The following is a 20,411-nucleotide window of genomic DNA, read 5'->3' as shown; positions in this document are numbered from 1 at the left end:
ATCCTCCGAAAAACGATTCTCCTGACAAAACCGAGAAAAAAGCTGGGGAATCGTATCGAGTTCTACCGATTCCTCCGCCTCCGGTAACTCATGCTCCCTGGCAATGACTTCCGTCATCACCACTTTCCAGTTTTCCCCCTCCAGTTCTCTGAGATCCCGACACCACTCGGCATCCATGATTTCCTCTCGAATGCGCAAGCGCACATAATTCCTTTTGGGACCGAGACACCCCTCAATCATCGCCTGTATCGCTTTTTTATCCCTCTTTTCCTCAAGGTCAAAACTCAAAAGACGAGAATTGTCAAAAAAGTGGGGTGTGATTTTGGCCTGCTCACCCTCGCAGAGTTCGACCACCACAAAGCCCCCGCTCTTTTTTCCCACCTGTTTGAAATTATCGAGAACCAGCGAAGATGGATACTGAATGGGAAACGGGTTCCGGAGAGGAATCATGTCATGGAGATGCCCAAAGGCCCCGTAGTGAAAAAAAGAAGGAAGGTCTCCCCTTTTCAGGAAAACTTCCCGATTGGCATTGGCTTCCAGATAGTGCAACGCCAGATCTTCGATGGTCACATGAGCCACTAGAATGTTCCAGAAAAAGGGGTGACGATTTTCTTTCCACCTATCCATGTGTGCGCGGATATTTTCTCGAGCAACACTTTGGCTCTCACTTCCAGGACCATTCCCCAGAAAACGCGCCAGACTCAAATAAGGAAGGGGAAAGATACTCACCCCAACATCCTGAAGGTGTCGCACATCAAAATCCTTGATCACCAGCATCCTCTCCGGGAAGACACCTCGCAATGGCTCCACCGCATACCAGTCGTGATTTCCTACCACCCACACGAATAGTGTAAATTGGGTAAAGGAACGGATGGTATCCACCACAAGGCGAATTGCCTCCTTCGGTGGATGATAAGAATGATGGAAAAGGTCACCCGCATGCACAACCAGATCAACCTTTTCCTCCTTTGCAACTACAAGCATTTCTTCCAAACACTCCCGCTGTTCCTCCAAACGATCCACCTCTCGCTGGGTTCTCCAGGAAGAAAGGCCAATGTGCCAATCTGCAGTATGAAGAATTTTGACTCTTGGTTTCAACATCGTCTCGCCCTGACGGCAATTGAATTCTGCTTTATTTTACCATGAACATCGCATTTCACCTGACCTCCAAAATGTGATACCCTTCTTCTTTCCTAATTCCCCCAAAAGAGTACTGCACGGGATATTTATAGACAGGACCATTGACCACCACCGTATGAAATTCTCCTTCTTCAGCACAGATATCAACACCCAGTTTCTCAAGGTCCAGAATGAGTTGCTGGATGTAGCGACGACCGAGAAAAGCCGATGATAAAAACTGGTCCTTTACCACTACGATGTAAGCCTCAAAACCACTGTCAATGATTTCTTGTGCAACTTCGTGGCGGTCTTTCCCCCAAAGAGGCAAATACGGAACGAGTCCCGCTTCCGTACAAACCTTTTCCACCCATTCCCGATGAGGCCAGAGATCAATATCCCCAAAAACGCCACCCTCGATACCCATAGCCCGAAAAACGCGAAGCATACCCAAAAATCTCTGTTCATATTCTTCCCAAGACGCGTGTTCGTAAAAGAGCGGTATACCCATTGCTTCAGCCTGACGTTGTAAGAAAGAAAGAGGCAGTCGATGTCCCGCGGTAAAGTCACCCTGGTCACTCAACATCACAAGGAGCGCTTCCACTCGCAGGCCATCCTGCCTTGCCTTGAAGAGGCTGAGGTGAGAATCCTTCCCACCACTAAAGGAAACAAACATCCTTTTACCACTTCGTTTTACCATCGCGACTGTGTCCCCCTCTCACAAAACCAGATTGAGAATCCAACCAACCAAAGTCGCCGAAGCAACCATGATCAACAGAGCTTCAAGAAGCCTCTTCCAGCCGAATTCGCGTAACATGACCACAAATGTGGCTACACAGGGAAAGAACATGGCCAAGATCACATTGGCAATAACGAGCTGTTTCATCGAAAGGTCCAGAGGAAGAAGCATGCCCACGGCCATATCCTTGCGCAGGAAACCGAGGATCAAAAATAGTACCGCTTCTTGGGGAATTCCCCATATCTTAGCAACCAAAGGACTGATTACCCTACTGATTCCAGAAAAAAAGTGGGTAAGGTGCAGAGCATTCACGCTCAGAATCCCAATAAAAACGATAGGAAGGGCCTCTCGCAGGAATCCCCGCAGACGCAACCAGAGTTTGGAAAGGATGGCCTTGGGGAAAGGGAGTCGATACGGAGGAATTTCAGTCAAAAGCGAAGGGCGAAAACCGGGTACAAGATATTTCAGGAAAACCGACCAGCACAACCATACACAAAATAAAGTTCCATAGACAAGCAAAAGAGGAGCAAAACCATACTTTCCCAAAGACCCTACCACAAGCGCTTGCTGAGCAGCACAGGGAATACCAATGGAAATGAGAGTTGCCACAATAAAACGCTCTGCTTCACTTTCTAAAATCCTCGTAGCCATAATTCCAGGGACATTACACCCCAGTCCAAGCAAACTGGGAACAATAGTGTAACCATGAAGTCCCAGCTTATGGAAGAATCCATCGAGCAGCACCGCCACCCGGGGTAAATACCCGATATCCTCCAGAAGCCCAAGCATAAGGTAAAACGCCATAATATACGGAAGCACCACCCCAAAAGGGATGTAAACGCCGGTGGAAATAATGCCCATAGATTGCTCGAGGTCAACTTGACCATCAATCAGTTCTCCCAAAAGGATGCGTCCTAACCAGGGAACATGCAAAAAATAAGGTTCCACCTTCCCCAAAAGGGGAAGATAAAATCGCTCGAAAAGGTTTTCCAACAATCCGATGAGACCCTCACCAACAAACCGTACCAGCAAAAAGGCTCCCAAAAGAACAAAGAGGGCAACGACCAATCCACCCACTGGATGAATTGTGAACTGTCCTAACCAATCCAGAAAACTGGGTTTCACGTAAGAAAGATGTTGCACCGCTTCAATAAGCCGTCCAATTTCTTCCCAGCGATGCGTGTGCTCGCAAGAGACAGGGTGAGGAAGGGCGGCTTTTTCTAAAACTTCAAAAAGTTCTTTGATTCCCTCACCACTGGTGGCAACCACTGGAACTACCGGAATACCCAGTGCTTCGCTAAGCCGCACAATATCAATCTGAATACCTCGCTTTTTGGCCTCGTCCCACATGTTGAGAGCCACAACGGTCGGCTTCGCTTTCTCACAGATTTCGAAAGTGAGATAGAGGTTTCGCTCCAAATTTCCAGCATCAACCACGTTGATCACAATATCCGCTTCGTCAATGAGTTGACCAGCAATTCGTTCCGCTTCAATTTCCGAAGACAGAGCATAGGTGCCCGGAGCATCAATTAATTCCCAGGTTTCATGATCTCTTTTAACCGTTCCCCTCAAAAAATCGACAGTGGTCCCAGGATAATTGGAAGAAACCGCATAAACACCCGTTAACTGAGTAAAAATGACACTCTTCCCCACATTGGGATTGCCAACCAGAACAATCTTTTTCATCGTTCAACCTCCACCATGACCCGCAAAGCCAATCCCCTCCCCAGAGCAAGTTCTTGAGTTCCACACGAAATAACCACCGGTCCTCCTCCCAGCGAAGAACTGATCTTTTTTACTTTTTTCCCTGGGAACAATCCCAGAACCCATAACCGTCGAGGGAACGCTTCCTGACCATTCACACCGATTACGGTTCCTTCCTCACCAGCTCTCATTTCTGCAAGCGTAACCATAATTCTGGTCACTCTTCCATCCCCCTCGATCGGCAATCCTTACAGACTCCATAAAAGTACAGCTGATGCGATTGGACAAGGAAGTTATACTTTTCCTCCAGCATCCTGCCCAGTCCTTCCACAAATTCATTTTCTTCTTTCCGGAAATCCTGATAATCAATGACTCTTCCACATACCGTGCATACCAGATGGTGATGGTGAAGGGCGGGAATTTTGGCAATTTCATAGTGTTCTTTTCCGTCGCCAAAATTGACTCGGTGCACAATACCCATCCGAGAAAGGAGTTCCAGGTTACGGTACACAGTAGCAATTCCTACTTTTTGATGCTTTGCTCTGAGATAACTGTATATTTCTTCTGCCGAGAGATGTTTTCTCTGCTCTTCCAGAACTTCCACAATAGCTTTCCGTGAAGGAGTAATCCGTTTTCTAGAAAGTTCAAAGGCTTTTCTCCACTTTTCTCCGATTTTCATCGTTTTCACCAAAAAATGAGAATAATTCTCATTATCATAATTATATGAAACGCAACAAAACCTGTCAAGTCAAATTAATAAATCGGAAAAACTTCAAAGCTTTGAAAACAAATACTATCCCTTAGAGTCGCATATCCTTGTCTTGAATAGCCCGAAAGGGGCGAGAACGATGAGAGAGAAACTCATGGAATTGTATGACAAACTGAAGATACACATCGCCTGCCATCACGTTCACAGTACGAACCCGACGCATATCTTCCCCAAAGGTACTGTCACGTAAAAGTCGACGCAACTCTTCTTTAACACTCTTCAGGAGGCGCGAAGAGGGCATACCATTCCTCCGCTTCCAGGATTTTCACATATTCTCGAATACGGACCCAGTTAAGGTTTTTTCCGCGTATGCGGACAAGTTCCTTGATGTCCTCCAAATCCAGAGTTCGCCCAGAAGGATCATTTTTCAAAGCCTGTAATTTTAAACCAATCAGGTCTTCAGGAGCGATAACCCTTATTCGCATTGCCCCACCAAAAATCTCACATTCTTGAGCCCGGCGAAGCATATCAAGGGTGCTTTCCCGAAAAGCATGGAGAAAATCCACCTCGCCAAAAACGGCGAGTGATGACACATACTGTGAGACATTCTCGCTGCGATACCGACATTCATACCCCAACTCTGTCATGATCGTATCCACTACAGACATGTCGTCTCGAAAAACCAGAAAATCAATATCCATCGTCGCCCGACCCACTCCTAAAAGACCCAGAGCCAGGCCCCCGATGAGCGCATAGCGAATATTCTGAATTTCAAACCGGGAAAGAAGTGCCTCTAAAACCATCCGCAAATCCAAAGTTTGCTACCTCTTCTTTCTGACTTTTTCAATCTCCTCTTCAGTAAGTTCTCGCCCAAAGCTGCGTAGTCCAGAAACCCGAAATCCATGCTTTTCGGCAAGAAGCTGAATTTCTCGTACCCGTTCCACTTCAACTTCTTTTCCCAAGGTATAGTCTTCAAATCGTCCTTCAAGAGCCAAAACCATGGTTTCAGCCATACAGGCATATGCTTTACGGGGAGGATACCCAAAATCCATACCAAAGTCGGGGTCACCAGGGACGTCCACAACACCCCCCTCGATTACCAGCACATCCTCCCTTGCCCGGGCTACTTCCTCAGCAACATTTCTGGGACGGGCTACATCGCAAATGACCGCACCTCGTTCAATCCAAGAAGGCTCCAGGAGATTCTTCACTGCTGAAGCAACCGTCAGGATAGCCCTTGCTCCCCGAATGCCTTCTTGCATATCAACGAATGCCTTCACTGCAGGAGCGCCACGTTTCTCTGCTTCGACCTTTACTTTCTCGGTGCGTTCCCGGTCCCGACCAATAAGGCGCAATTTCTTCCCTTCTTCAGCAAGGGCCAAAGCACAGGCTCTACCAATTGAACCTGTCGCCCCCACAATGGCTATTTCCTCGTCAAGAAGGTTTACATCCATTTTGCCACAGGCTACCTTCAGAGCCTCCAGAGCCGTAGCCACTGTGTAACTGTTGCCGGTGGTCACAGCAATGCGTAGACCATTTTTGACTGTAATCCCTCCGTCACCAGCTACGGAAGTAAACGCTCCCAGTCCAATAATCCCGGCTCCCATTTTCTCAGCCAGCAATCCACATTTGCGGATTTGCCGAGCCACAAAAGAAAAAGGATACTCCAAAAGAACCCGCGACGTCATAGGTAATCCCACAAACCATCCTTCAATTTCTTTACCAGTAGCTGCCGATTTCACCCCGGTCACATGGGAGAGGATAAAAGGGGGTACTCTTGAAGCCAGAAACTCCACCCACGAGGAAGGTAAAAAACGCAAGAAGGGCATGTGCTCTCGAATATCTTGCACATCCATAGCGTGGATAATGAAGGCAAATTTATCCATCGAGACCACCTTTCTTTTTACCCTTCCACCGATTTTTTCAATGCCAAGAGCATAGCCTGAGTATTTTCTTCCATCTTTTTTCGCAAAAACGCACTGATCAGGGCTCCCACAAGGGGTAATCCAAGATCATATTCAATTTCGAGCTCAACCCGTGTTTTCCCCTCCTCCGCTGGCTCAAATCTCCATATTCCCCTATACGTTTTAAAGTCACCCTCAAGAATAAAAAATTGGCATTCCCTTTTTTCATCATCCCACAAATCACGTTCGGTCCACTTCACCTCTCGTCCCTGAAAGCGACCTTTCCAGAAACTATCAACGCTTTGACTTTCTTTCCGCAGAATCCTCACTTCCTCGAGATCTGGCAGAAATTGCGCCAATCGCTCGATATCCTTGGCCTTCTCATATACAGTGTCCGCATTTCCTTCAATCATCAGGGAAGCAGAAACCTTCGCCATTCGAAACCCTCCTTTCTATGCGTTCAATTCCTCCACAATTTTTTTCACTCCCTGAAGCGATGCAGCCATAGCTTCAATCACCTGGTCCATTTCTTCACGGGTAATGGTTAAGGGAGGCTCAAAACGGATAACTCGAGGATTATTCAAGGTGTATGCGACAAGGACCATTTTTTCAGCCATTTCCATAGCCAGAAGCGAAGCAACATCTGAATCGAAGAATTCCATTCCAATGAGAAGCCCCATACCCCGTACCTCTTTAATGAGTTCAGGAAAGACCCGCTGGAATTCCCGCAATTTCTGTATCAAATATTCGCCCTTATCTTGAGCCTGCCGGGGGATGTGCTCTTCTTGTAAAATTTTGAGCGTCTCCAGCCCCACCGCACAGGCCAGAGGATTCCCACCAAGGGTAGAGCTATGGAGCAAGGGATTGTCTTCAAAAACTTTCCAGATTTCCGCAGTGCTCACAAAAGCACCAAGGGGAAGAAGGCCTCCACCGAGACCCTTCGCTAAGGTCATAATATCTGGAATCACTCCATAGTGTTCACAGGCAAACATTTTCCCGGTCCGTCCCAACCCCGTTTGAACCTCGTCGATGATGAGCAGTGCCCCATAACGATTACAGATTTCCCGAATGCCCAGGAGATAATTTGGCGCCGCAATATTAATTCCTCCTTCACCCTGAATGGGCTCCACAATCACTGCTGCCGTAGCCTGGTCAACTATCGCCCTCATTGCCTCAAGATCATTGAATGGCACCTGATAAGTTTCAGGAAGCAGCGGCTCGAAGGGCTTCTTATACACGTCTCTTCCCGACACGCTCAGCGCTCCCATAGTCTTTCCATGGAAACTGTTGACACAGGATACAAATTTCTTCCGCTTAGTATAAAGTCGCGCCAGCTTTAACGCTCCTTCTACGGCTTCAGCACCGCTGTTACAGAAAAATGAATACTGGAGATTGCCAGGTGTAATCCGGGCCAGCATTTCCGCAAGATCCGCTTGTTGTTTATTAAAAAGAGTACGGGTAGAAAGAGGAAGCCTTTGGAGTTGTTCAATGGCTTTTTCCACCACACGGGGATGGTTACGACCGATATTAAACACACCAAATCCACCAATACAATCAATATAGGCTCGGCCAAAGACGTCAAAAACTCTGGCTCCTTTTCCTTCCCATTCTACAGTGGCAAGATTGGCAAACTTACAGAGACGTGCAAAGCCAGGGTTCACGTATTTCATGTACTTTTCGATGGTTTCCTCAACAATTTTTTCCTTGTCCTCCATATTACGCCTCCCTCAATCTCAAGACTCTCGGCCTAATGCCAAGCTGACGCATCAACGCGAGATACTCCTCAGGATGGATTGTGCGTGGATCTTTCTCCAGTATGGCTACGAAAATCGCCTGTAAAACGTTTGTCCCAAAGGAGCGTCCATTCATCTCTGGAGTGGTGGTAACAAGAACGTGAACCCCTCTACGATGCATCTCTTCAACATCCTGAGCCGTTACCGTGTTGGCGATAATCATTTTTCCACGGAGATTTTCCGGAGCAAAACGGAAAATATACAGAAAATCTCCGGCGACGATGTCAGACTTTTCAAAATAACGGGGAAAACGAGGCTGGTTTTTTTCCTGCTCTTTCCCAGTGGGGTAAAGAATGTCAATGGGAAGACGACGCAAAACTGGCATCATGACCACCGAAAGCAATCGCAAAGTCCACAGACACCGGAGCGCTATAGGAATCCCCAGAGCAAAGGGCATATCGCCGATAAGGAGGTTACAGCCCACCTCTTTGAGCCCCTCAGCTAATCCATACCGGTCCATTCCGCTCATGACGAGGGCAGTTTTTCCGGCCATACTCAAGTTTTCTCTTTCCTTCAAGTAGCGAGGAATTTCCCGTTCCCAAACAATCTTCAGTTCCCCACCATCTACGATGGGGGTTTTCTTAAGTCCTGCAACGAGTCTTGCCACATCAACCACTTCATATCGGTAGTGACCCGCCCGGAGATAAAGATCCGCTCCGCCCAGTCCTAAGACGTCAACCTGACCGTCTAGTTCAGCAAGGAGTTTTTTAAACTTCTCTTTATCACCATCAACGCCAATTCTTTCAATCGAAATCCGATATCCTAAAAGTTCAACCTGCGCCCTGTGATTCCTTCGGGAGGAACCCAGACTGATGCTCACCACTCTCTTTTCGCCCATCATGCTCATCCTCGATTCTTTGAAAGGTCAGGAAACCTTCCATGAACACCCCCGGTTCAAAAGAAATACTTTTTACCAGCACACAACCCCCAATCCGGGATGCTCTTCGACAAACCATTCGCTGAACCTTCAAAAACCCGCTCACATTCCCCCATACTTCCAGGTCCTGCACTTCAACCGAACCAGTCACTCTACCGCCCTTGGTCACCAGAAGCTGAAGACAACGAATCGAACCAACAAATTCCCCCTCTACAATGAGGAGACCCGGTGTCTCTAATTGGCCATTGGCTTTAGCATTACTACCAATGACCGCAACTTCCTCTCGATTATGGTTCTGATTCGTTGAGCTCATGGATGATCCGTAAGCCCTCCAGAGTCAAAACCGGATTAAAAATATCGATGAAATCACAGTATTTCTGCAAGAAAACGCCCCATCCTCCCGTCCCAATTACCCGAGCCTCCTGTGAAAATTCCTCCTTCATCCTCTGCACAATCTCTCTTCCCAAACCAATGTATCCGAAAAAGACCCCAGCATGCATGGCTTCCACCGTGGTTCTGCCGATGCATCGCTCTGAAACTTCTACGTCGATTCGAGGGAGTTTCGCTGTTTTCTCATAGAGCGCTTCCAAAGCAATTCCAATACCCGGAGCAATAGCTCCTCCTAAATATTCCTTCCGGCGAGTCACCGCACAAAAGGTAGTTGCCGTTCCAAAGTCAACGATAATTAAATCTCCCCCATAAAGAGACGAAGCCGCTACCGCATTGACAATGCGATCTGCTCCCACCTCTTTTGCCTCAGCCCGAACTGCAAGTCCCGTTCTTACCCCCGGTCCCACTACAAGATATGGCAGCATCCAGTCAAAGCGAAAAAGATGTTCCAGAGCACTCCCCACCGGTGGTACCACACAGGATAACACAACTCGTTTCAGTGTCTTTCGCTCTATACCCACCCGAACAAGGAGTGACTCCATCATGAGTCCCCATTCGTCCGGAGTTCGACGCGAGGATGTTGAAATTCGCCAGTGCTTCAGCAATTGTTGATCTTCATAGACGCCAAAAGTGGTATGGGTATTTCCAACATCAACCGCGAGGATATGAATCAATTGTAAACACCCTCAAGACGATCTTAACAATTGGCAAAACTACCACCCCAGAAATCAAGAGCTCCAGAATACCATTAACCAGAAAAATGGGAAGCACCTGTTCCCAGGTGAAATATTTCATGAATACCATCAAGCCCAAAACCCCTACGGTATTGGTCAACGTCCCTCCGAGACTCCCAAACAAAATACCTAGATTCCCTTTCCCCAGAACTCTCCATAAGAAATATGCAACAACCCCGATAAAAATCCGGGGCAGAAAACAAGCCACCAGGTTCCCCAAGAAAAGGTGCATGGTGAAAAAAGCCAGTACACACCCCACCAGAGCGCCGACCAAAGGACCACCTATAATCCCTCCTATTATAGCAGGAATATGCATGGTTGTGGCATAGGTAGAAAGATTTGGCACCGGGATGAGTCCCAGAGGAGTCAGAGCAAGAATACCTGAAATACCACCCAAAACACCAGCAAAGACAAATTTCCGCCAAGATGATTGAACCATACTTCACACCTCCGTTCCAGTTCTTCAAAGATACCAGACGGAAAACCCATCAGGTTCCCTTTCTCGCTGCTCTCTTGAGTCAGCGGCACATTCCACAGGTTGGGATATTCGCCACACTGGTTGCCCTGGTCACCGAGGAAATGACCGCTTCGGTGACACTATGGTAAATCCCTCCTACCAGAGACAAGTAGTCAACAAGCTTCTTTCTTTTCAAGGAAACGAGAAAAATGACATCCCCATCGTAGAGGGTGGCAAAAGGACGAATACAGGTGGCCAGGGCCGAGTGAACCACATTCGCAAATTGGAGGAGTTCTTCCCGAGAACAATCGGCTTCAACAACCACCACCGCCAGCGTGGTATTAAAAGGAGAAAGCGAAATGCCTTCTCCCTTTTCCTCTTTCCATCCAGCCACAATCTCTCCGGAATAAGGAGAATAAATATTTCCCAGAGAATTCGTCACAACAAAAGCCCATATCCGGCCCTGCCGGGTTTCTGCTTCACCCTTTCCAAATCCCCCTTTAATGGCCCTTCCCATGCCTCCCATTTTACCCACCGTGGCTCCAGTCCCCGCACCAACACTGCCTTCAATAACCACCTCGCGCGCTTTTCCACAAGCAAGATACCCCCATTCTGGGGTCGGAAAAGCCCATTCACCAACCTCAAGGTCATAAATCACGGCCTGGGCAACAATGGGAACAACTCCTCGGAGTGTTTTAAAGCCCCTCCCTCGTTCCTGCAGAAATTCAACGACCCCAGAGCTACAGGAAAGACCGAAAGCACTCCCTCCACTCAGAACAATGGCATCGACACTTTCCACAAGACGCCCCGGGGAAAGGGCTTCCAGCTCCCGGCTCCCAGGTGCTCCACCACGTATTGAAACCACAGCCCGATTGGGATCGAAAAAGAGGAATACGGTGCAACCGGTAGCCTTTTTCAGATCTTCGTAATGCCCCACCAAAAATTCCATCAATTTTTAGGAAAGCTTACACCCACAGTAGGGGCAAAGCTTAAAATCGGGCGAAACTTTTTTACCACACTTGGGACACACACCAACGTCAGTCTGGGGTTCCTCTTCCGGGGGACACGCAGCCTTTGCTTTTGCAAACTCCTCTTGCCAGTTTTTAATATCCACCATACTATCAAAATAGAGCGTTTGAGACTTTCCCCATTCATCAACGTAATTTACAGTCAAATAGGCGGGTTTACGACTCAAGCGCTGGTAACGGAAAAGACGATTCCCAAAATTCGTATCTTCAAAATCCTTTTCAGAAGTCGACTCTATGGTAGAAATCCTTTGTAGCGGTACTCGAAAAACAACTTTTTCAAAGGGCATGGTGAAACCAAAAATATTTGGACCTTTCTCAAAATTTTCAAACCATAAGCTACGAGACATTAAAAAAAGGAGGCCATCGGTTACTTTCTCAAACCGGGGATGGCCTCCTAAGTAACGAGTAAAACCGGAAAGCACTCGACGTTCTCCGTATTCCTCTTCCTTTGCTTTCCAGAACTCCTCAACCGACACCTGGCCTCCTTTTCTCTTAACGCCCCAGAGCACCCCAACCAGAACTAAGACACCCAAAATCAGGGTATATCCTAGAAAGTTCATAGACAGTACTCTCAGGATTTGGATCCGTTATTCGTGGTGTTCCCAGAAGTGCCACAAGTTGAACAGCTTGAAGAAGAACAGGTACTGCAACTTGAGCTGCTACTTTTCGAACCCGAGCCTCGATAGTCTGTAGAGTAAAAACCAGAACCCTTAAAAACAAAACCCACACTTCTACTAATCAAACGTTTTACTTTTCCTTTACAAAATGGACACTGTGAAACAGGTTTATCACTAAAAGATTGAAATTCCTCAAAAACTTTGCCACATTCCAAACACTCGTACTCATAAATTGGCATTGCTGCCACCTCCCCAGGACCAAAGACCCGGTGGATAGACGCCACCGGGTCACTCTTCTACTATTATATCATCACCTCAGTACTCTGGCGTCGGCGGAACCGGGGGAGTTTTCTCCTTTTCCGGGATTTCAGTCACCACAGACTCAGTGGTCAGCATCACCGAAGCGACGCTGGCTGCGTTCTGCAAGGCGGTGCGAACAACTTTGACTGGATCAATAACTCCCGCCTGAATCATGTCGACAAACTCGCCGGTTAAGGCGTTGAAGCCCAAATTGGGATTGCTGGCAGATTTAATCCGTTCCACAATCACCGAACCCTCTTCACCAGCGTTTTCAGCGATCATCTTAGCTGGTTCTTCCAGCGCTTTTCTGACAATCAGGGCTCCAACCTTCTCATCACCGCTTAGATTCAAAGCATCAATGGCCGAAGTGCAGCGAATCAGGGCCACGCCACCGCCAGGAACAATTCCTTCTTCCACCGCTGCTCGAGTGGCATGGAGAGCATCTTCAACTCTGGCCTTCTTCTCCTTCATTTCGGCTTCGGTTGCTGCGCCAACTCGAATGACTGCTACACCACCAGCGATCTTGGCTAGTCTTTCCTGGAGCTTCTCCCGATCATAATCAGAGGTGGTTTCCTCAATCTGCTTTTTGATCTGGTTCATCCTCGCTACGATATTTTCACGTTTCCCAGCGCCTTCCACAATGGTGGTATTCTCTTTGTCAACAACCACCTTGCGAGCCTGTCCAAGGTCTTCAATGGTAATGTTTTCCAGTTTAATACCCAGGTCTTCAGAGATGAACCGACCACCAGTAACAATGGCAATGTCTTCGAGCATTGCCTTCCGGCGATCACCGAAACCAGGAGCTTTGACCGCTGCACAACTGATAACACCCTTGAGCTTATTCACCACCAGAGTTGCCAGGGCTTCGCCTTCCACATCTTCAGCAATGATGAGGATAGGTTTCCCTCTCTGAACCACTTTTTCCAAAATTGGGAGAAGGTCCTTCACTGCCGAGATTTTCTTTTCGTAGATAAGGATATAAGGGTTCTCCAACACGACTTCCATTCTTTCTGGGTCAGTAATGAAGTAAGGAGAGAGGTATCCACGATCAAATTGCAACCCTTCTACAACTTCTAACGTCGTTTCTAAACCCTTTGCTTCCTCAACTGTGATGACGCCATCTTTCCCAACTTTCTCCATAGCATCGGCAATAATGCTTCCAATGGATTCATCGTTGTTCGCAGCAATTGAAGCGACCTGGGCAATTTCCTTACGATCGCTGACCTCTTTGCTCATGTCCCGTAGTTTACTGACTACCGCCTCAACAGCTTTATCGATACCCCGTTTGAGTAATACTGGGTTTGATCCGGCTGCAACGTTCCGCAACCCTTCCCGGTAAATACTTTCTGCAAGAACCGTAGCCGTGGTGGTTCCGTCACCGGCAACGTCACTGGTCTTCGACGCAACTTCCTTCACAAGCTGCGCACCAACGTTTTCGTTGGGGTCAGAAAGTTCTATCTCCTTGGCCACGGTCACGCCATCTTTGGTAATAGTCGGAGATCCGAATTTCTTCTCGATAATGACGTTTCTTCCTTTAGGACCGAGGGTCACTTTTACAGCATCGGCCAGGACTTTTACACCACGCAAAACAGCCTGCCGCGCTTCTTCTTCAAAGAGAATTTGTTTGGCCATGCTCACTTACCTCCTTTCTCTTTTAAAACTTCAGTCTTCGATAATTCCTAAAATGTCATCTTCACGCATAATAAGGTATTCTTCTTCGTCAACCTTTACCTCGGTACCGGCATATTTCCCAAAGAGAACCTTGTCACCTTCTTTCACTTCCAAAGGTTTGCGGTTTCCATTTTCATCAACTTTGCCCGTGCCCACAGCGACAACCTTTCCCTGCTGTGGTTTCTCTTTGGCGGTGTCGGGAAGAATAATTCCACCCTTTCTAACTTCTTCTTCCTCGACTCGTTTTACCAAGATTCGATCTCCTAACGGTTTAATCTTCATACCCTCTTCACCCCTTTCCTATTGATTCCATTTCAAACCAAAGTCTATTGTAATCAAATTTTCCATTTTGGCAAGTTAGGACAAAATCAATCAAGGTCAATTTTTCGCCAAAAAGGCAGAAATTTGGATAAATTTTTTGACATTATGTCACAAAAGGTAGATAAAAATCTGACAAAATGGCAAAAATAACTTTTACTTCGATTCCTCTTCGATTTCGTACTGTTCCATCTTCCGATAGAGAGTCCTGGGACTGATACCCAGAGTTTGAGCCGTTTTCGTTTTGTTAAAACGATGAAACTTGAGTGTTTCGCGAATGAGGAGCCTTTCCACTTCCTCAAGCGGCGTTCCAATTTTGATTTCCAGCACCCCTTCTCGCACAAAACCCTTAATAATGTGTTCAGGAATGTCATCTACCGTCAAGAGGTTACTTTCCGAAAGGATAACCATTCCCTCCAGTGTGTTTCGAAGCTCAATGACATTTCCCGGCCAGTCATAATCAATAAGCGTTTTGAGTGCTTCTTTGCTAATCTTTACCGCTTCTCGACCACTTTCTTCGGCAATCTCCCGCAAAAACTGGTCTACAAGAAAGGGAATATCCTCTTTTCTTTCCCGAAGAGGTGGAATTTCGATCTTGACTGCACTCAAGAAATAATAGAGGTCGCTTCGAAATGTTCCCCGTGCCACTTCACCTTCCAAGGGAACCTCAGAAGAAGCAATAACTCTGAGATTTCCCCCTTTGCGTCCGAAACGATATTCCTCCAGAAACTCTAACATCTCCGTTTGTTGAGAATAGGGAAGAAGATGTACATCTTCGAAGTAGAAAGTTCCCTCCTGGATCTCACCAAGATTCTGTGACTTCCCTTCCTCAACCAAAATACCGTTTCGAAAGAAATCATGGGCAATGGTGCCGCAGAGAACTTTGAAAAAAGGTTCCTTCCGGGTAAAAGCATATTGATGAATCGCTCGAGCTACCATTTCTTTCCCTGTCCCCTGTTCTCCTAAAAGAAGAATAGGGCGTTTCACTTGAGAAACCTGGATAACAAAACTGAACAACCGTTGCATCTTCTCAGAAACTCCTGTGAGACCGGCAAAAGAAAAACGGTGGACCATTCTCCTTTTCAGATCTTTGTTTTCCTCAAGAAGCAAGATCCGCTCTTCCGCTCGCCGCATTACCGAGAGAATGCGCGAAGGCGTAAACGGAGGGGAAAGATATTCATAAATTCCTTTGGTGAGGAGTTCCCGGATGCGGAACGAGTCTTCCTCTGACCCCATAACGATGATCACAATATCTGGAAAGCGCTGGCGAGCGAAAGAGAGGAGTTCGAGACTGTTTTCCCGTAAAATTTCCTCTCGCACAAGAACTACATCGATTTCCTCTTTCTCAATACAGTTCATAGCCAGTATGCGGTCCCGTATGGCGATGACGTAGTACCGCTCTTCACGTAAAATACTTCCTATTTTTTCTCGTAACAGTGCATCTTCTTCAACAAGAAGAACCTTTCTCATGCCTTCCCTATCTACAATTTGACGACTATACCACTTTCTGCGGAAGCTTGAGCTGCCAGCGCCAATTGTAGCGCCAGAATAGCCTGTTTCGGGGTCCCTCTTTCAATAGGCTTTCCTTCCTTTATACAATCAAAGAAATACTGGAGTTCACAGTAGTACGGATCTTCGGGAGAAACCTCGATGGTTTTTCTTTCTTCTCCATCCCGATAAAGAATAATCGGGTTACTTTGACTCCGTTCTTCGATATTCACTCCCGCTCTGAAGGTCCACTCCAGAACCCCTCGTTCGCCCAGAATTCTGTACCCACAGGTAAAGGGGAAATCTCCTTTCATCATCCACCCTCCCTGGATACTGGCTACGGCCCCGTCCTCATACCGCACCTCAGTAAAAATATGGTCCCAAGATCCCACCGCTGAACGCATCCCCCGAGCAAATACTTCTCTGGGACTTCCCAGAATCCAGTTAACGAAATCACAATCGTGGATATGAAGATCCAGCGCTGCACCACCACTCAAATCCGGTTTGAGAATCCAGCTATCCACCGACCAGGTTGGAGAAACCGAAAGACGAAAAGCTTCCACCGCCAAAATTGTACCAATCACACCTTCTTGAAGTAGCTCTTTTGCCTTGACATATTCTCCCCAAAAGCGAAGAACATGTCCCACCATGAATTTCACGCCGTTCCGACGACACACATCCTCCATGACGGCTGCATCGTCAACGGTAAGAGCGATAGGCTTTTCACAAAAAACGTGTTTTCCTGCATTCGCAGCCATCTCCACATACTCTCGATGAAGAAAGGTGGGAAGACAAATATCAACGATATCAACGTCTTCGTTTTTAAAAAGGGTACTCATAGAATCGTAACATCTGATCTCATACTTTTCTTTAAAAGCGGAAGCTTTTTCAGGATTCGTCTCAAAGAAAGCGCTTACCTCAGCACCTCCCACTTTCCTCCAAGCCTCCACGTGGACTGAAGCAATAAAACCGGCCCCTAAGAGAGCAATTTTATACACTTTTTTCCCCCTCTCATCTCATGATCTCTCGAACCCGCCGAACGTACTTTTCATATTCACAACGGGGTCGTGGATCAAAGGCATAATAAATTTCCATAACCCTCCCACTCCCAATTTTTCGTTCTTCCCTTTGTTTCATGAGTCCAGAAATAATCTGCGCCTGAGTTTTGAATTCTTCCATCGATTTCCGAACCCGTGTTTCTGCTTCCTCCGGTGCCAAAAGAGCCCGATTCGCCCGAACAGAAGGGTCGTCCCCACACAAAAAAGCGTCTTCAGGCTCAAAATCGCTCCACACCGCATATTGAAGGATAGAACGAACAGGCGATGGCTCACCCCAATCCACCATCACCGGATCCCCAGCCTGCGGCACATCAAAGGCACCCACCATGAACGCGGCCAGATGATCCAAATGTTCCCGGTATCCATTAGGCAATAAAACCCGGGTAATTTTCAAACGACGTAAAAGTGGGAGAACCTTCCGTAACGTTCCTTCTCCATGTTCCAGTTTCCAACCAATGAAGGGCCAGAGGCTATAATCATCATAGTCCAAACGATGAACATGAGCTGAATCAATACCCAACACCTCGTATGCCCTCAACGTTTCTCTGGCTCGCAGAGCAGTGATAATGTGTTTCTGCTCAATTACGCTGTACCCACCAGAGCCGTTGCAAAAAACCACCACGTGTACCTCTCCCCCAAAAAGAGGAATGGCCTGGAGAAGATATCCCGGGCCCAGAATCCCATCATCGTCATGCGGAGAAAAAATAGCCACCCGCTCGTTATTTTCCTGCCAGCCTGGAAAAAGAACACCAATGTCTTCACTTATCTCTTTCTTTCTCAAATCCAAGAAGCTAAAATCCGTTCTCTGCAATTTCCATCCCTCCTATTCCATTTACTTTACCCACGGTAAGTGTACCATGTCCGGTAAGACATTGCAAAAGTGTTTCCCCGTAAAACGTTGCTTCAAAAGACCAAGAAATAAAACACCTACCATATGGTTTTAAAAAGGATATAATACCAAAGAGGTGAAAAAGATGAAAAAAGTCACGCTCTATGCGTTGAGCACCTGTCCTTTTTGCAAAATGGCCAAGAGATTCTTTGAAACTCGTAACATTCCATTCGATCACGTGGACGTTGACCTTTTAGACCCAGAAGAAAAGGAAAAAGCGGTGCAAAAGGTACAGGAAATATCTGGTCGAAGGGCATTTCCAGTTGTGGTCATTGGAGAAACAGTCATCGTTGGTTACGACGAACTGCGTATTAAAGAAGCCTTGGAGGAGTGAGTAATCCAAATGGAAAAGATCCTCTGTCCGGTTTGCCAGGTTACCTTTATCCTGAGAGAAGAAAAAGAAGAGGGAAAAATCATTACCTGCCCAGTGTGTGGCGCGGTGCTTGTTCTTCACAAAGAAAGTGACTCTTGGATGCTTCGCCGACCCCTTCACTTCAGCCCGGAAGAGGAAATCCGTCGGCGGATTGAAAATTTTGCCCGCTTGCGAGGATACCACTTCAACGAAATGAAAGAACCCTTAGTTGAAGCACTTCTCAAAAAATACGAACGTTACGGTGATTTTTACTGTCCATGCAAAATCGATAATATTCCGGAAAACGTTTGTCCTTGTCTTGAAACCCGCAGCGGTAGCGTAGAAAAAGATGGTCGATGCCATTGTGGACTATTTTGGAAGTAAAGCAGCTATCATTTACCAGCCTAAATATAGAAGTACCAGGCGATACGCTCAGTGGATTGCAGAAATGACTAAAGGCGATGTCTTTTTTATTCATGATTTTGATGGGTCCAAGCTAGCGCATTATCAAACTGTTATTTTTGGTTCCTTCACCCACACGGGGAAAATGAAATCCATCGAATTCATCAAAAAACACTGGTCAATCCTGCAGGACAAACCCGTGATGGTCTTTGCCACGAGTGGCACTCCGTTTGTGGATCCCAAAGAGAGAAAAATCATCGCAAAGATCCTTTCCTCTGCAGCAAGAGGACGAGTAGCTTGCTCTCCTTTACCTGGGGCTTACTCATACCACCAACTGGACTGGAAAGATAAGCTACTCATGAACAGACCAAGGTGGAAATTGCTTTTCCAACGGTACTTCGTAAAAGATCCTGAAGCTGCTAAAAATCTTCGAAATTTCTATATTCCCCAGGACCGGACAAGCAAAGACGCTTTGACACCTCTTTTCACATTTTTGAATACAAAATCAAAAGAGCCAAAAGCCTTAAGGCCTCGAGGGCTCTTGGCTCTTCACTCTTTTCTTTTACGCCATCGAAATGGTTACGTTATCAGCAACACCTCCAAGAAGGGTATAGGTACCCGGCAGGGTCTGCAAAATCGAAGCTGGAACAAGGGTATTTACTCTCCCATGGGCAGCCAGACGAGCAATAAAACGCTGCCAGCTTACTCCTCCTCCAATGTACCCATCTAGCCAGAAACTGCGATCCTTTGCCTGAACAATTTGAGCAGGGCCGATGGTATTCGCCTTGGGAGGCACCCAAGACCAGTCACCGCTAAAAGAATGGAGTGCGTTCTGCATTATGGTCATAGGATGCAACTCGACAAGACGCGGCCCCGCCTGTTTAAATGCCTCCAAGTCATCACCAAATTCAAACCCAAGATGTGCTTCCCAGAAAGCAATGTGCCCACACCATCCTACCCCACCATAACAGCAATCTGCCCCACCTAAATCGGCAATCATGGCTGCATAGTCTTTCAAAACTTCTTTGGTTGGAAAATGGATATTTTTCTCCAGAGGCCGAAGGTGAGGATGAATACGACCGAAAAAGTTATCCCACATGGCCTTTTGGAAAGAACCCGGCCAATCAATGGGAGCTGTATTTCCGTCTTCATCCGCATACTCATCCATATTGAAGGTATGAACATGGTCCATGGGGATACCGAGCCTATTGATCATTTCCGCCGCTCTGAAATACTGCGGTACCGGACCCACTGGCAGAATCAAAACGAGCTTTTCTCCCTTGTCCCGAGCTCTCACAATTCTTCCCACAATATCCAGAGCAAACTGAAAATAGAATTCGTCCCTTTCCTCAATAATCTGGATTCGAAACTCAGGGTTATGGTGCTTAGTAAGGTCCTCTTTTTTAATTTGCCGTACTCGCTCGCACTCTACCTTATCCTGGAAAGGAATGAATTTTGCTAATCCGTAATCGAAACCCATCAGTATCCATCCCCCTTCAAAAATGGTCCCCTCCATTATAGCGAACCTGGAACACTCCTAAAAGATGCAATTTGCTTCTCTACCTTCCAACTTATCTTTGGTATCTCAGAAGGGAAATAAGTTACCGAGGATAGGGAAAAATAAATTTTACTTTGGATTTTAAAGCTTGAGTCAAGCTCTCCAATATTTCAAAATTCATTTCACCTTTTTCCATTAGCGGAAACCCACTTCGTAAAACACGATAACCATACTAGACTCCTTAACAAAAGCAGGTAACGCACATCATGCCTGTGTAGGTTCATAGAAATCCGCAACAGGTGGGTAGACAAAAAAGTGCAGGAACCGGTATCCTCACTCCAAAAGTAGTAAAAAACTCAGAAGAAGG

General features: G+C 46.8%; 25 protein-coding genes. 2 read left to right on the top strand and 23 right to left on the bottom strand.

Going from position 1 to position 20,411, the window contains the following annotated elements:
* The 22 genes from ABDK92_08675 to ABDK92_08570 form a co-directional block, all read right to left on the bottom strand.
* On the bottom strand, positions 1-1,101 hold a 1,101-nt coding region (locus ABDK92_08675), incomplete at its 3' end, for a DNA repair exonuclease (GenBank protein ID MEN3186684.1).
* 55 nt (positions 1,102-1,156) lie between these two features.
* Positions 1,157-1,816 carry a diphthine--ammonia ligase gene (locus tag ABDK92_08670; GenBank protein ID MEN3186683.1) on the bottom strand — a complete coding sequence of 220 codons (660 nt, stop codon included), beginning with the start codon at positions 1,814-1,816 and terminating at the stop codon, positions 1,157-1,159.
* Between the two features lie 18 nt (positions 1,817-1,834).
* Positions 1,835-3,541 carry a ferrous iron transporter B gene (locus ABDK92_08665; GenBank protein ID MEN3186682.1) on the bottom strand — a complete coding sequence of 569 codons (1,707 nt, stop codon included), beginning with the start codon at positions 3,539-3,541 and terminating at the stop codon, positions 1,835-1,837.
* Positions 3,538-3,780: a FeoA family protein gene (locus ABDK92_08660; GenBank protein MEN3186681.1), complete on the bottom strand. Its 243-nt coding sequence runs from the start codon at positions 3,778-3,780 to the stop codon at positions 3,538-3,540. Before ABDK92_08660 ends, ABDK92_08665 begins: the two co-directional genes overlap by 4 nt.
* On the bottom strand, positions 3,777-4,238 hold the full coding sequence (locus ABDK92_08655) for a transcriptional repressor (protein ID MEN3186680.1): 462 nt from the start codon (positions 4,236-4,238) through the stop codon (positions 3,777-3,779). The genes ABDK92_08660 and ABDK92_08655 overlap by 4 nt, the downstream gene beginning before the upstream one ends.
* 121 nt (positions 4,239-4,359) lie before the next feature.
* On the bottom strand, positions 4,360-4,569 hold the full coding sequence (locus ABDK92_08650; protein MEN3186679.1) for a hypothetical protein: 210 nt from the start codon (positions 4,567-4,569) through the stop codon (positions 4,360-4,362).
* Positions 4,538-5,083 carry a nucleotidyltransferase gene (locus ABDK92_08645; protein MEN3186678.1) on the bottom strand — a complete coding sequence of 182 codons (546 nt, stop codon included), beginning with the start codon at positions 5,081-5,083 and terminating at the stop codon, positions 4,538-4,540. Before ABDK92_08645 ends, ABDK92_08650 begins: the two co-directional genes overlap by 32 nt.
* 6 nt (positions 5,084-5,089) lie before the next feature.
* Positions 5,090-6,154 (bottom strand): shikimate dehydrogenase, encoded by a 1,065-nt coding sequence (locus tag ABDK92_08640; protein ID MEN3186677.1) that lies wholly within the window; start codon positions 6,152-6,154, stop codon positions 5,090-5,092.
* Positions 6,155-6,171: 17 nt separating this feature from the next.
* Positions 6,172-6,609 (bottom strand): SRPBCC family protein, encoded by a 438-nt coding sequence (locus ABDK92_08635; GenBank protein MEN3186676.1) that lies wholly within the window; start codon positions 6,607-6,609, stop codon positions 6,172-6,174.
* A 15-nt stretch (positions 6,610-6,624) separates the two neighbouring features.
* On the bottom strand, positions 6,625-7,887 hold the full coding sequence (locus ABDK92_08630) for an aminotransferase class III-fold pyridoxal phosphate-dependent enzyme (protein MEN3186675.1): 1,263 nt from the start codon (positions 7,885-7,887) through the stop codon (positions 6,625-6,627).
* A 1-nt stretch (position 7,888) separates the two neighbouring features.
* Positions 7,889-8,806, bottom strand: a complete 918-nt coding sequence (locus ABDK92_08625) for a quinate 5-dehydrogenase (protein MEN3186674.1) — start codon at positions 8,804-8,806, stop codon at positions 7,889-7,891.
* The gene (locus ABDK92_08620; protein ID MEN3186673.1) at positions 8,736-9,155 is read right to left on the bottom strand and encodes a polymer-forming cytoskeletal protein; all 420 of its coding nucleotides are present in this window, start codon (positions 9,153-9,155) and stop codon (positions 8,736-8,738) included. The genes ABDK92_08625 and ABDK92_08620 overlap by 71 nt, the downstream gene beginning before the upstream one ends.
* On the bottom strand, positions 9,130-9,906 hold the full coding sequence (locus tag ABDK92_08615) for a type III pantothenate kinase (protein MEN3186672.1): 777 nt from the start codon (positions 9,904-9,906) through the stop codon (positions 9,130-9,132). Before ABDK92_08615 ends, ABDK92_08620 begins: the two co-directional genes overlap by 26 nt.
* A complete protein-coding gene (locus ABDK92_08610) occupies positions 9,884-10,405 on the bottom strand; it encodes an ECF transporter S component (protein MEN3186671.1) in 522 nt (173 codons plus the stop codon). The genes ABDK92_08615 and ABDK92_08610 overlap by 23 nt, the downstream gene beginning before the upstream one ends.
* 79 nt (positions 10,406-10,484) lie before the next feature.
* A complete protein-coding gene (locus tag ABDK92_08605; GenBank protein MEN3186670.1) occupies positions 10,485-11,360 on the bottom strand; it encodes a P1 family peptidase in 876 nt (291 codons plus the stop codon).
* Positions 11,361-11,378: 18 nt separating this feature from the next.
* The gene (locus tag ABDK92_08600; GenBank protein MEN3186669.1) at positions 11,379-12,011 is read right to left on the bottom strand and encodes a zinc ribbon domain-containing protein; all 633 of its coding nucleotides are present in this window, start codon (positions 12,009-12,011) and stop codon (positions 11,379-11,381) included.
* Between the two features lie 11 nt (positions 12,012-12,022).
* A complete protein-coding gene (locus tag ABDK92_08595; GenBank protein MEN3186668.1) occupies positions 12,023-12,307 on the bottom strand; it encodes an FmdB family zinc ribbon protein in 285 nt (94 codons plus the stop codon).
* Positions 12,308-12,383: 76 nt separating this feature from the next.
* Positions 12,384-14,000: a chaperonin GroEL gene (groL, locus tag ABDK92_08590; GenBank protein MEN3186667.1), complete on the bottom strand. Its 1,617-nt coding sequence runs from the start codon at positions 13,998-14,000 to the stop codon at positions 12,384-12,386.
* 30 nt (positions 14,001-14,030) lie between these two features.
* Positions 14,031-14,321: a co-chaperone GroES gene (gene groES, locus ABDK92_08585; protein MEN3186666.1), complete on the bottom strand. Its 291-nt coding sequence runs from the start codon at positions 14,319-14,321 to the stop codon at positions 14,031-14,033.
* Between the two features lie 192 nt (positions 14,322-14,513).
* Positions 14,514-15,827, bottom strand: a complete 1,314-nt coding sequence (locus ABDK92_08580) for a sigma-54 dependent transcriptional regulator (GenBank protein MEN3186665.1) — start codon at positions 15,825-15,827, stop codon at positions 14,514-14,516.
* 11 nt (positions 15,828-15,838) lie between these two features.
* Complete coding sequence (locus tag ABDK92_08575; protein ID MEN3186664.1) at positions 15,839-16,843, bottom strand: Gfo/Idh/MocA family oxidoreductase; 1,005 nt, start codon at positions 16,841-16,843, stop codon at positions 15,839-15,841.
* Positions 16,844-16,856: 13 nt separating this feature from the next.
* The gene (locus ABDK92_08570; GenBank protein MEN3186663.1) at positions 16,857-17,714 is read right to left on the bottom strand and encodes a PIG-L family deacetylase; all 858 of its coding nucleotides are present in this window, start codon (positions 17,712-17,714) and stop codon (positions 16,857-16,859) included.
* Between the two features lie 163 nt (positions 17,715-17,877).
* Here ABDK92_08570 and ABDK92_08565 point away from each other — a divergent pair, with 163 nt between their 5' ends.
* Positions 17,878-18,126 carry a glutaredoxin family protein gene (locus ABDK92_08565; GenBank protein MEN3186662.1) on the top strand — a complete coding sequence of 83 codons (249 nt, stop codon included), beginning with the start codon at positions 17,878-17,880 and terminating at the stop codon, positions 18,124-18,126.
* 9 nt (positions 18,127-18,135) lie between these two features.
* Complete coding sequence (locus tag ABDK92_08560; GenBank protein ID MEN3186661.1) at positions 18,136-18,528, top strand: ferredoxin-thioredoxin reductase catalytic domain-containing protein; 393 nt, start codon at positions 18,136-18,138, stop codon at positions 18,526-18,528.
* A 580-nt stretch (positions 18,529-19,108) separates the two neighbouring features.
* Here ABDK92_08560 and ABDK92_08555 read toward each other — a convergent pair.
* On the bottom strand, positions 19,109-20,026 hold the full coding sequence (locus ABDK92_08555; GenBank protein MEN3186660.1) for a hypothetical protein: 918 nt from the start codon (positions 20,024-20,026) through the stop codon (positions 19,109-19,111).
* Positions 20,027-20,411 lie beyond the last annotated feature (385 nt).

It is taken from the genome of Atribacterota bacterium, from assembly GCA_039638595.1.
GTDB classification, from domain to species: Bacteria; Atribacterota; Atribacteria; order Atribacterales; family Caldatribacteriaceae; genus Profundicultor; species Profundicultor thermophilus.
This window is presented reverse-complemented; position numbering and strand designations above follow the sequence as displayed.

Excerpts from the sequence above, each read along its gene's own strand:
- ABDK92_08670 (MEN3186683.1), bottom strand. The coding sequence starts at position 1,816 with ATGGTAAAACGAAGTGGTAAAAGGATGTTTGTTTCCTTTAGTGGTGGG.
- ABDK92_08665 (MEN3186682.1), bottom strand. The coding sequence starts at position 3,541 with ATGAAAAAGATTGTTCTGGTTGGCAATCCCAATGTGGGGAAGAGTGTC.
- ABDK92_08655 (MEN3186680.1), bottom strand. The coding sequence starts at position 4,238 with ATGAAAATCGGAGAAAAGTGGAGAAAAGCCTTTGAACTTTCTAGAAAA.
- ABDK92_08650 (MEN3186679.1), bottom strand. The coding sequence starts at position 4,569 with ATGCCCTCTTCGCGCCTCCTGAAGAGTGTTAAAGAAGAGTTGCGTCGA.
- ABDK92_08640 (MEN3186677.1), bottom strand. The coding sequence starts at position 6,154 with ATGGATAAATTTGCCTTCATTATCCACGCTATGGATGTGCAAGATATT.
- ABDK92_08635 (MEN3186676.1), bottom strand. The coding sequence starts at position 6,609 with ATGGCGAAGGTTTCTGCTTCCCTGATGATTGAAGGAAATGCGGACACT.
- ABDK92_08630 (MEN3186675.1), bottom strand. The coding sequence starts at position 7,887 with ATGGAGGACAAGGAAAAAATTGTTGAGGAAACCATCGAAAAGTACATG.
- ABDK92_08625 (MEN3186674.1), bottom strand. The coding sequence starts at position 8,806 with ATGATGGGCGAAAAGAGAGTGGTGAGCATCAGTCTGGGTTCCTCCCGA.
- ABDK92_08620 (MEN3186673.1), bottom strand. The coding sequence starts at position 9,155 with ATGAGCTCAACGAATCAGAACCATAATCGAGAGGAAGTTGCGGTCATT.
- ABDK92_08610 (MEN3186671.1), bottom strand. The coding sequence starts at position 10,405 with ATGGTTCAATCATCTTGGCGGAAATTTGTCTTTGCTGGTGTTTTGGGT.
- ABDK92_08600 (MEN3186669.1), bottom strand. The coding sequence starts at position 12,011 with ATGAACTTTCTAGGATATACCCTGATTTTGGGTGTCTTAGTTCTGGTT.
- ABDK92_08595 (MEN3186668.1), bottom strand. The coding sequence starts at position 12,307 with ATGCCAATTTATGAGTACGAGTGTTTGGAATGTGGCAAAGTTTTTGAG.
- groL (MEN3186667.1), bottom strand. The coding sequence starts at position 14,000 with ATGGCCAAACAAATTCTCTTTGAAGAAGAAGCGCGGCAGGCTGTTTTG.
- groES (MEN3186666.1), bottom strand. The coding sequence starts at position 14,321 with ATGAAGATTAAACCGTTAGGAGATCGAATCTTGGTAAAACGAGTCGAG.
- ABDK92_08580 (MEN3186665.1), bottom strand. The coding sequence starts at position 15,827 with ATGAGAAAGGTTCTTCTTGTTGAAGAAGATGCACTGTTACGAGAAAAA.
- ABDK92_08565 (MEN3186662.1), top strand. The coding sequence starts at position 17,878 with ATGAAAAAAGTCACGCTCTATGCGTTGAGCACCTGTCCTTTTTGCAAA.
- ABDK92_08560 (MEN3186661.1), top strand. The coding sequence starts at position 18,136 with ATGGAAAAGATCCTCTGTCCGGTTTGCCAGGTTACCTTTATCCTGAGA.
- ABDK92_08555 (MEN3186660.1), bottom strand. The coding sequence starts at position 20,026 with ATGGGTTTCGATTACGGATTAGCAAAATTCATTCCTTTCCAGGATAAG.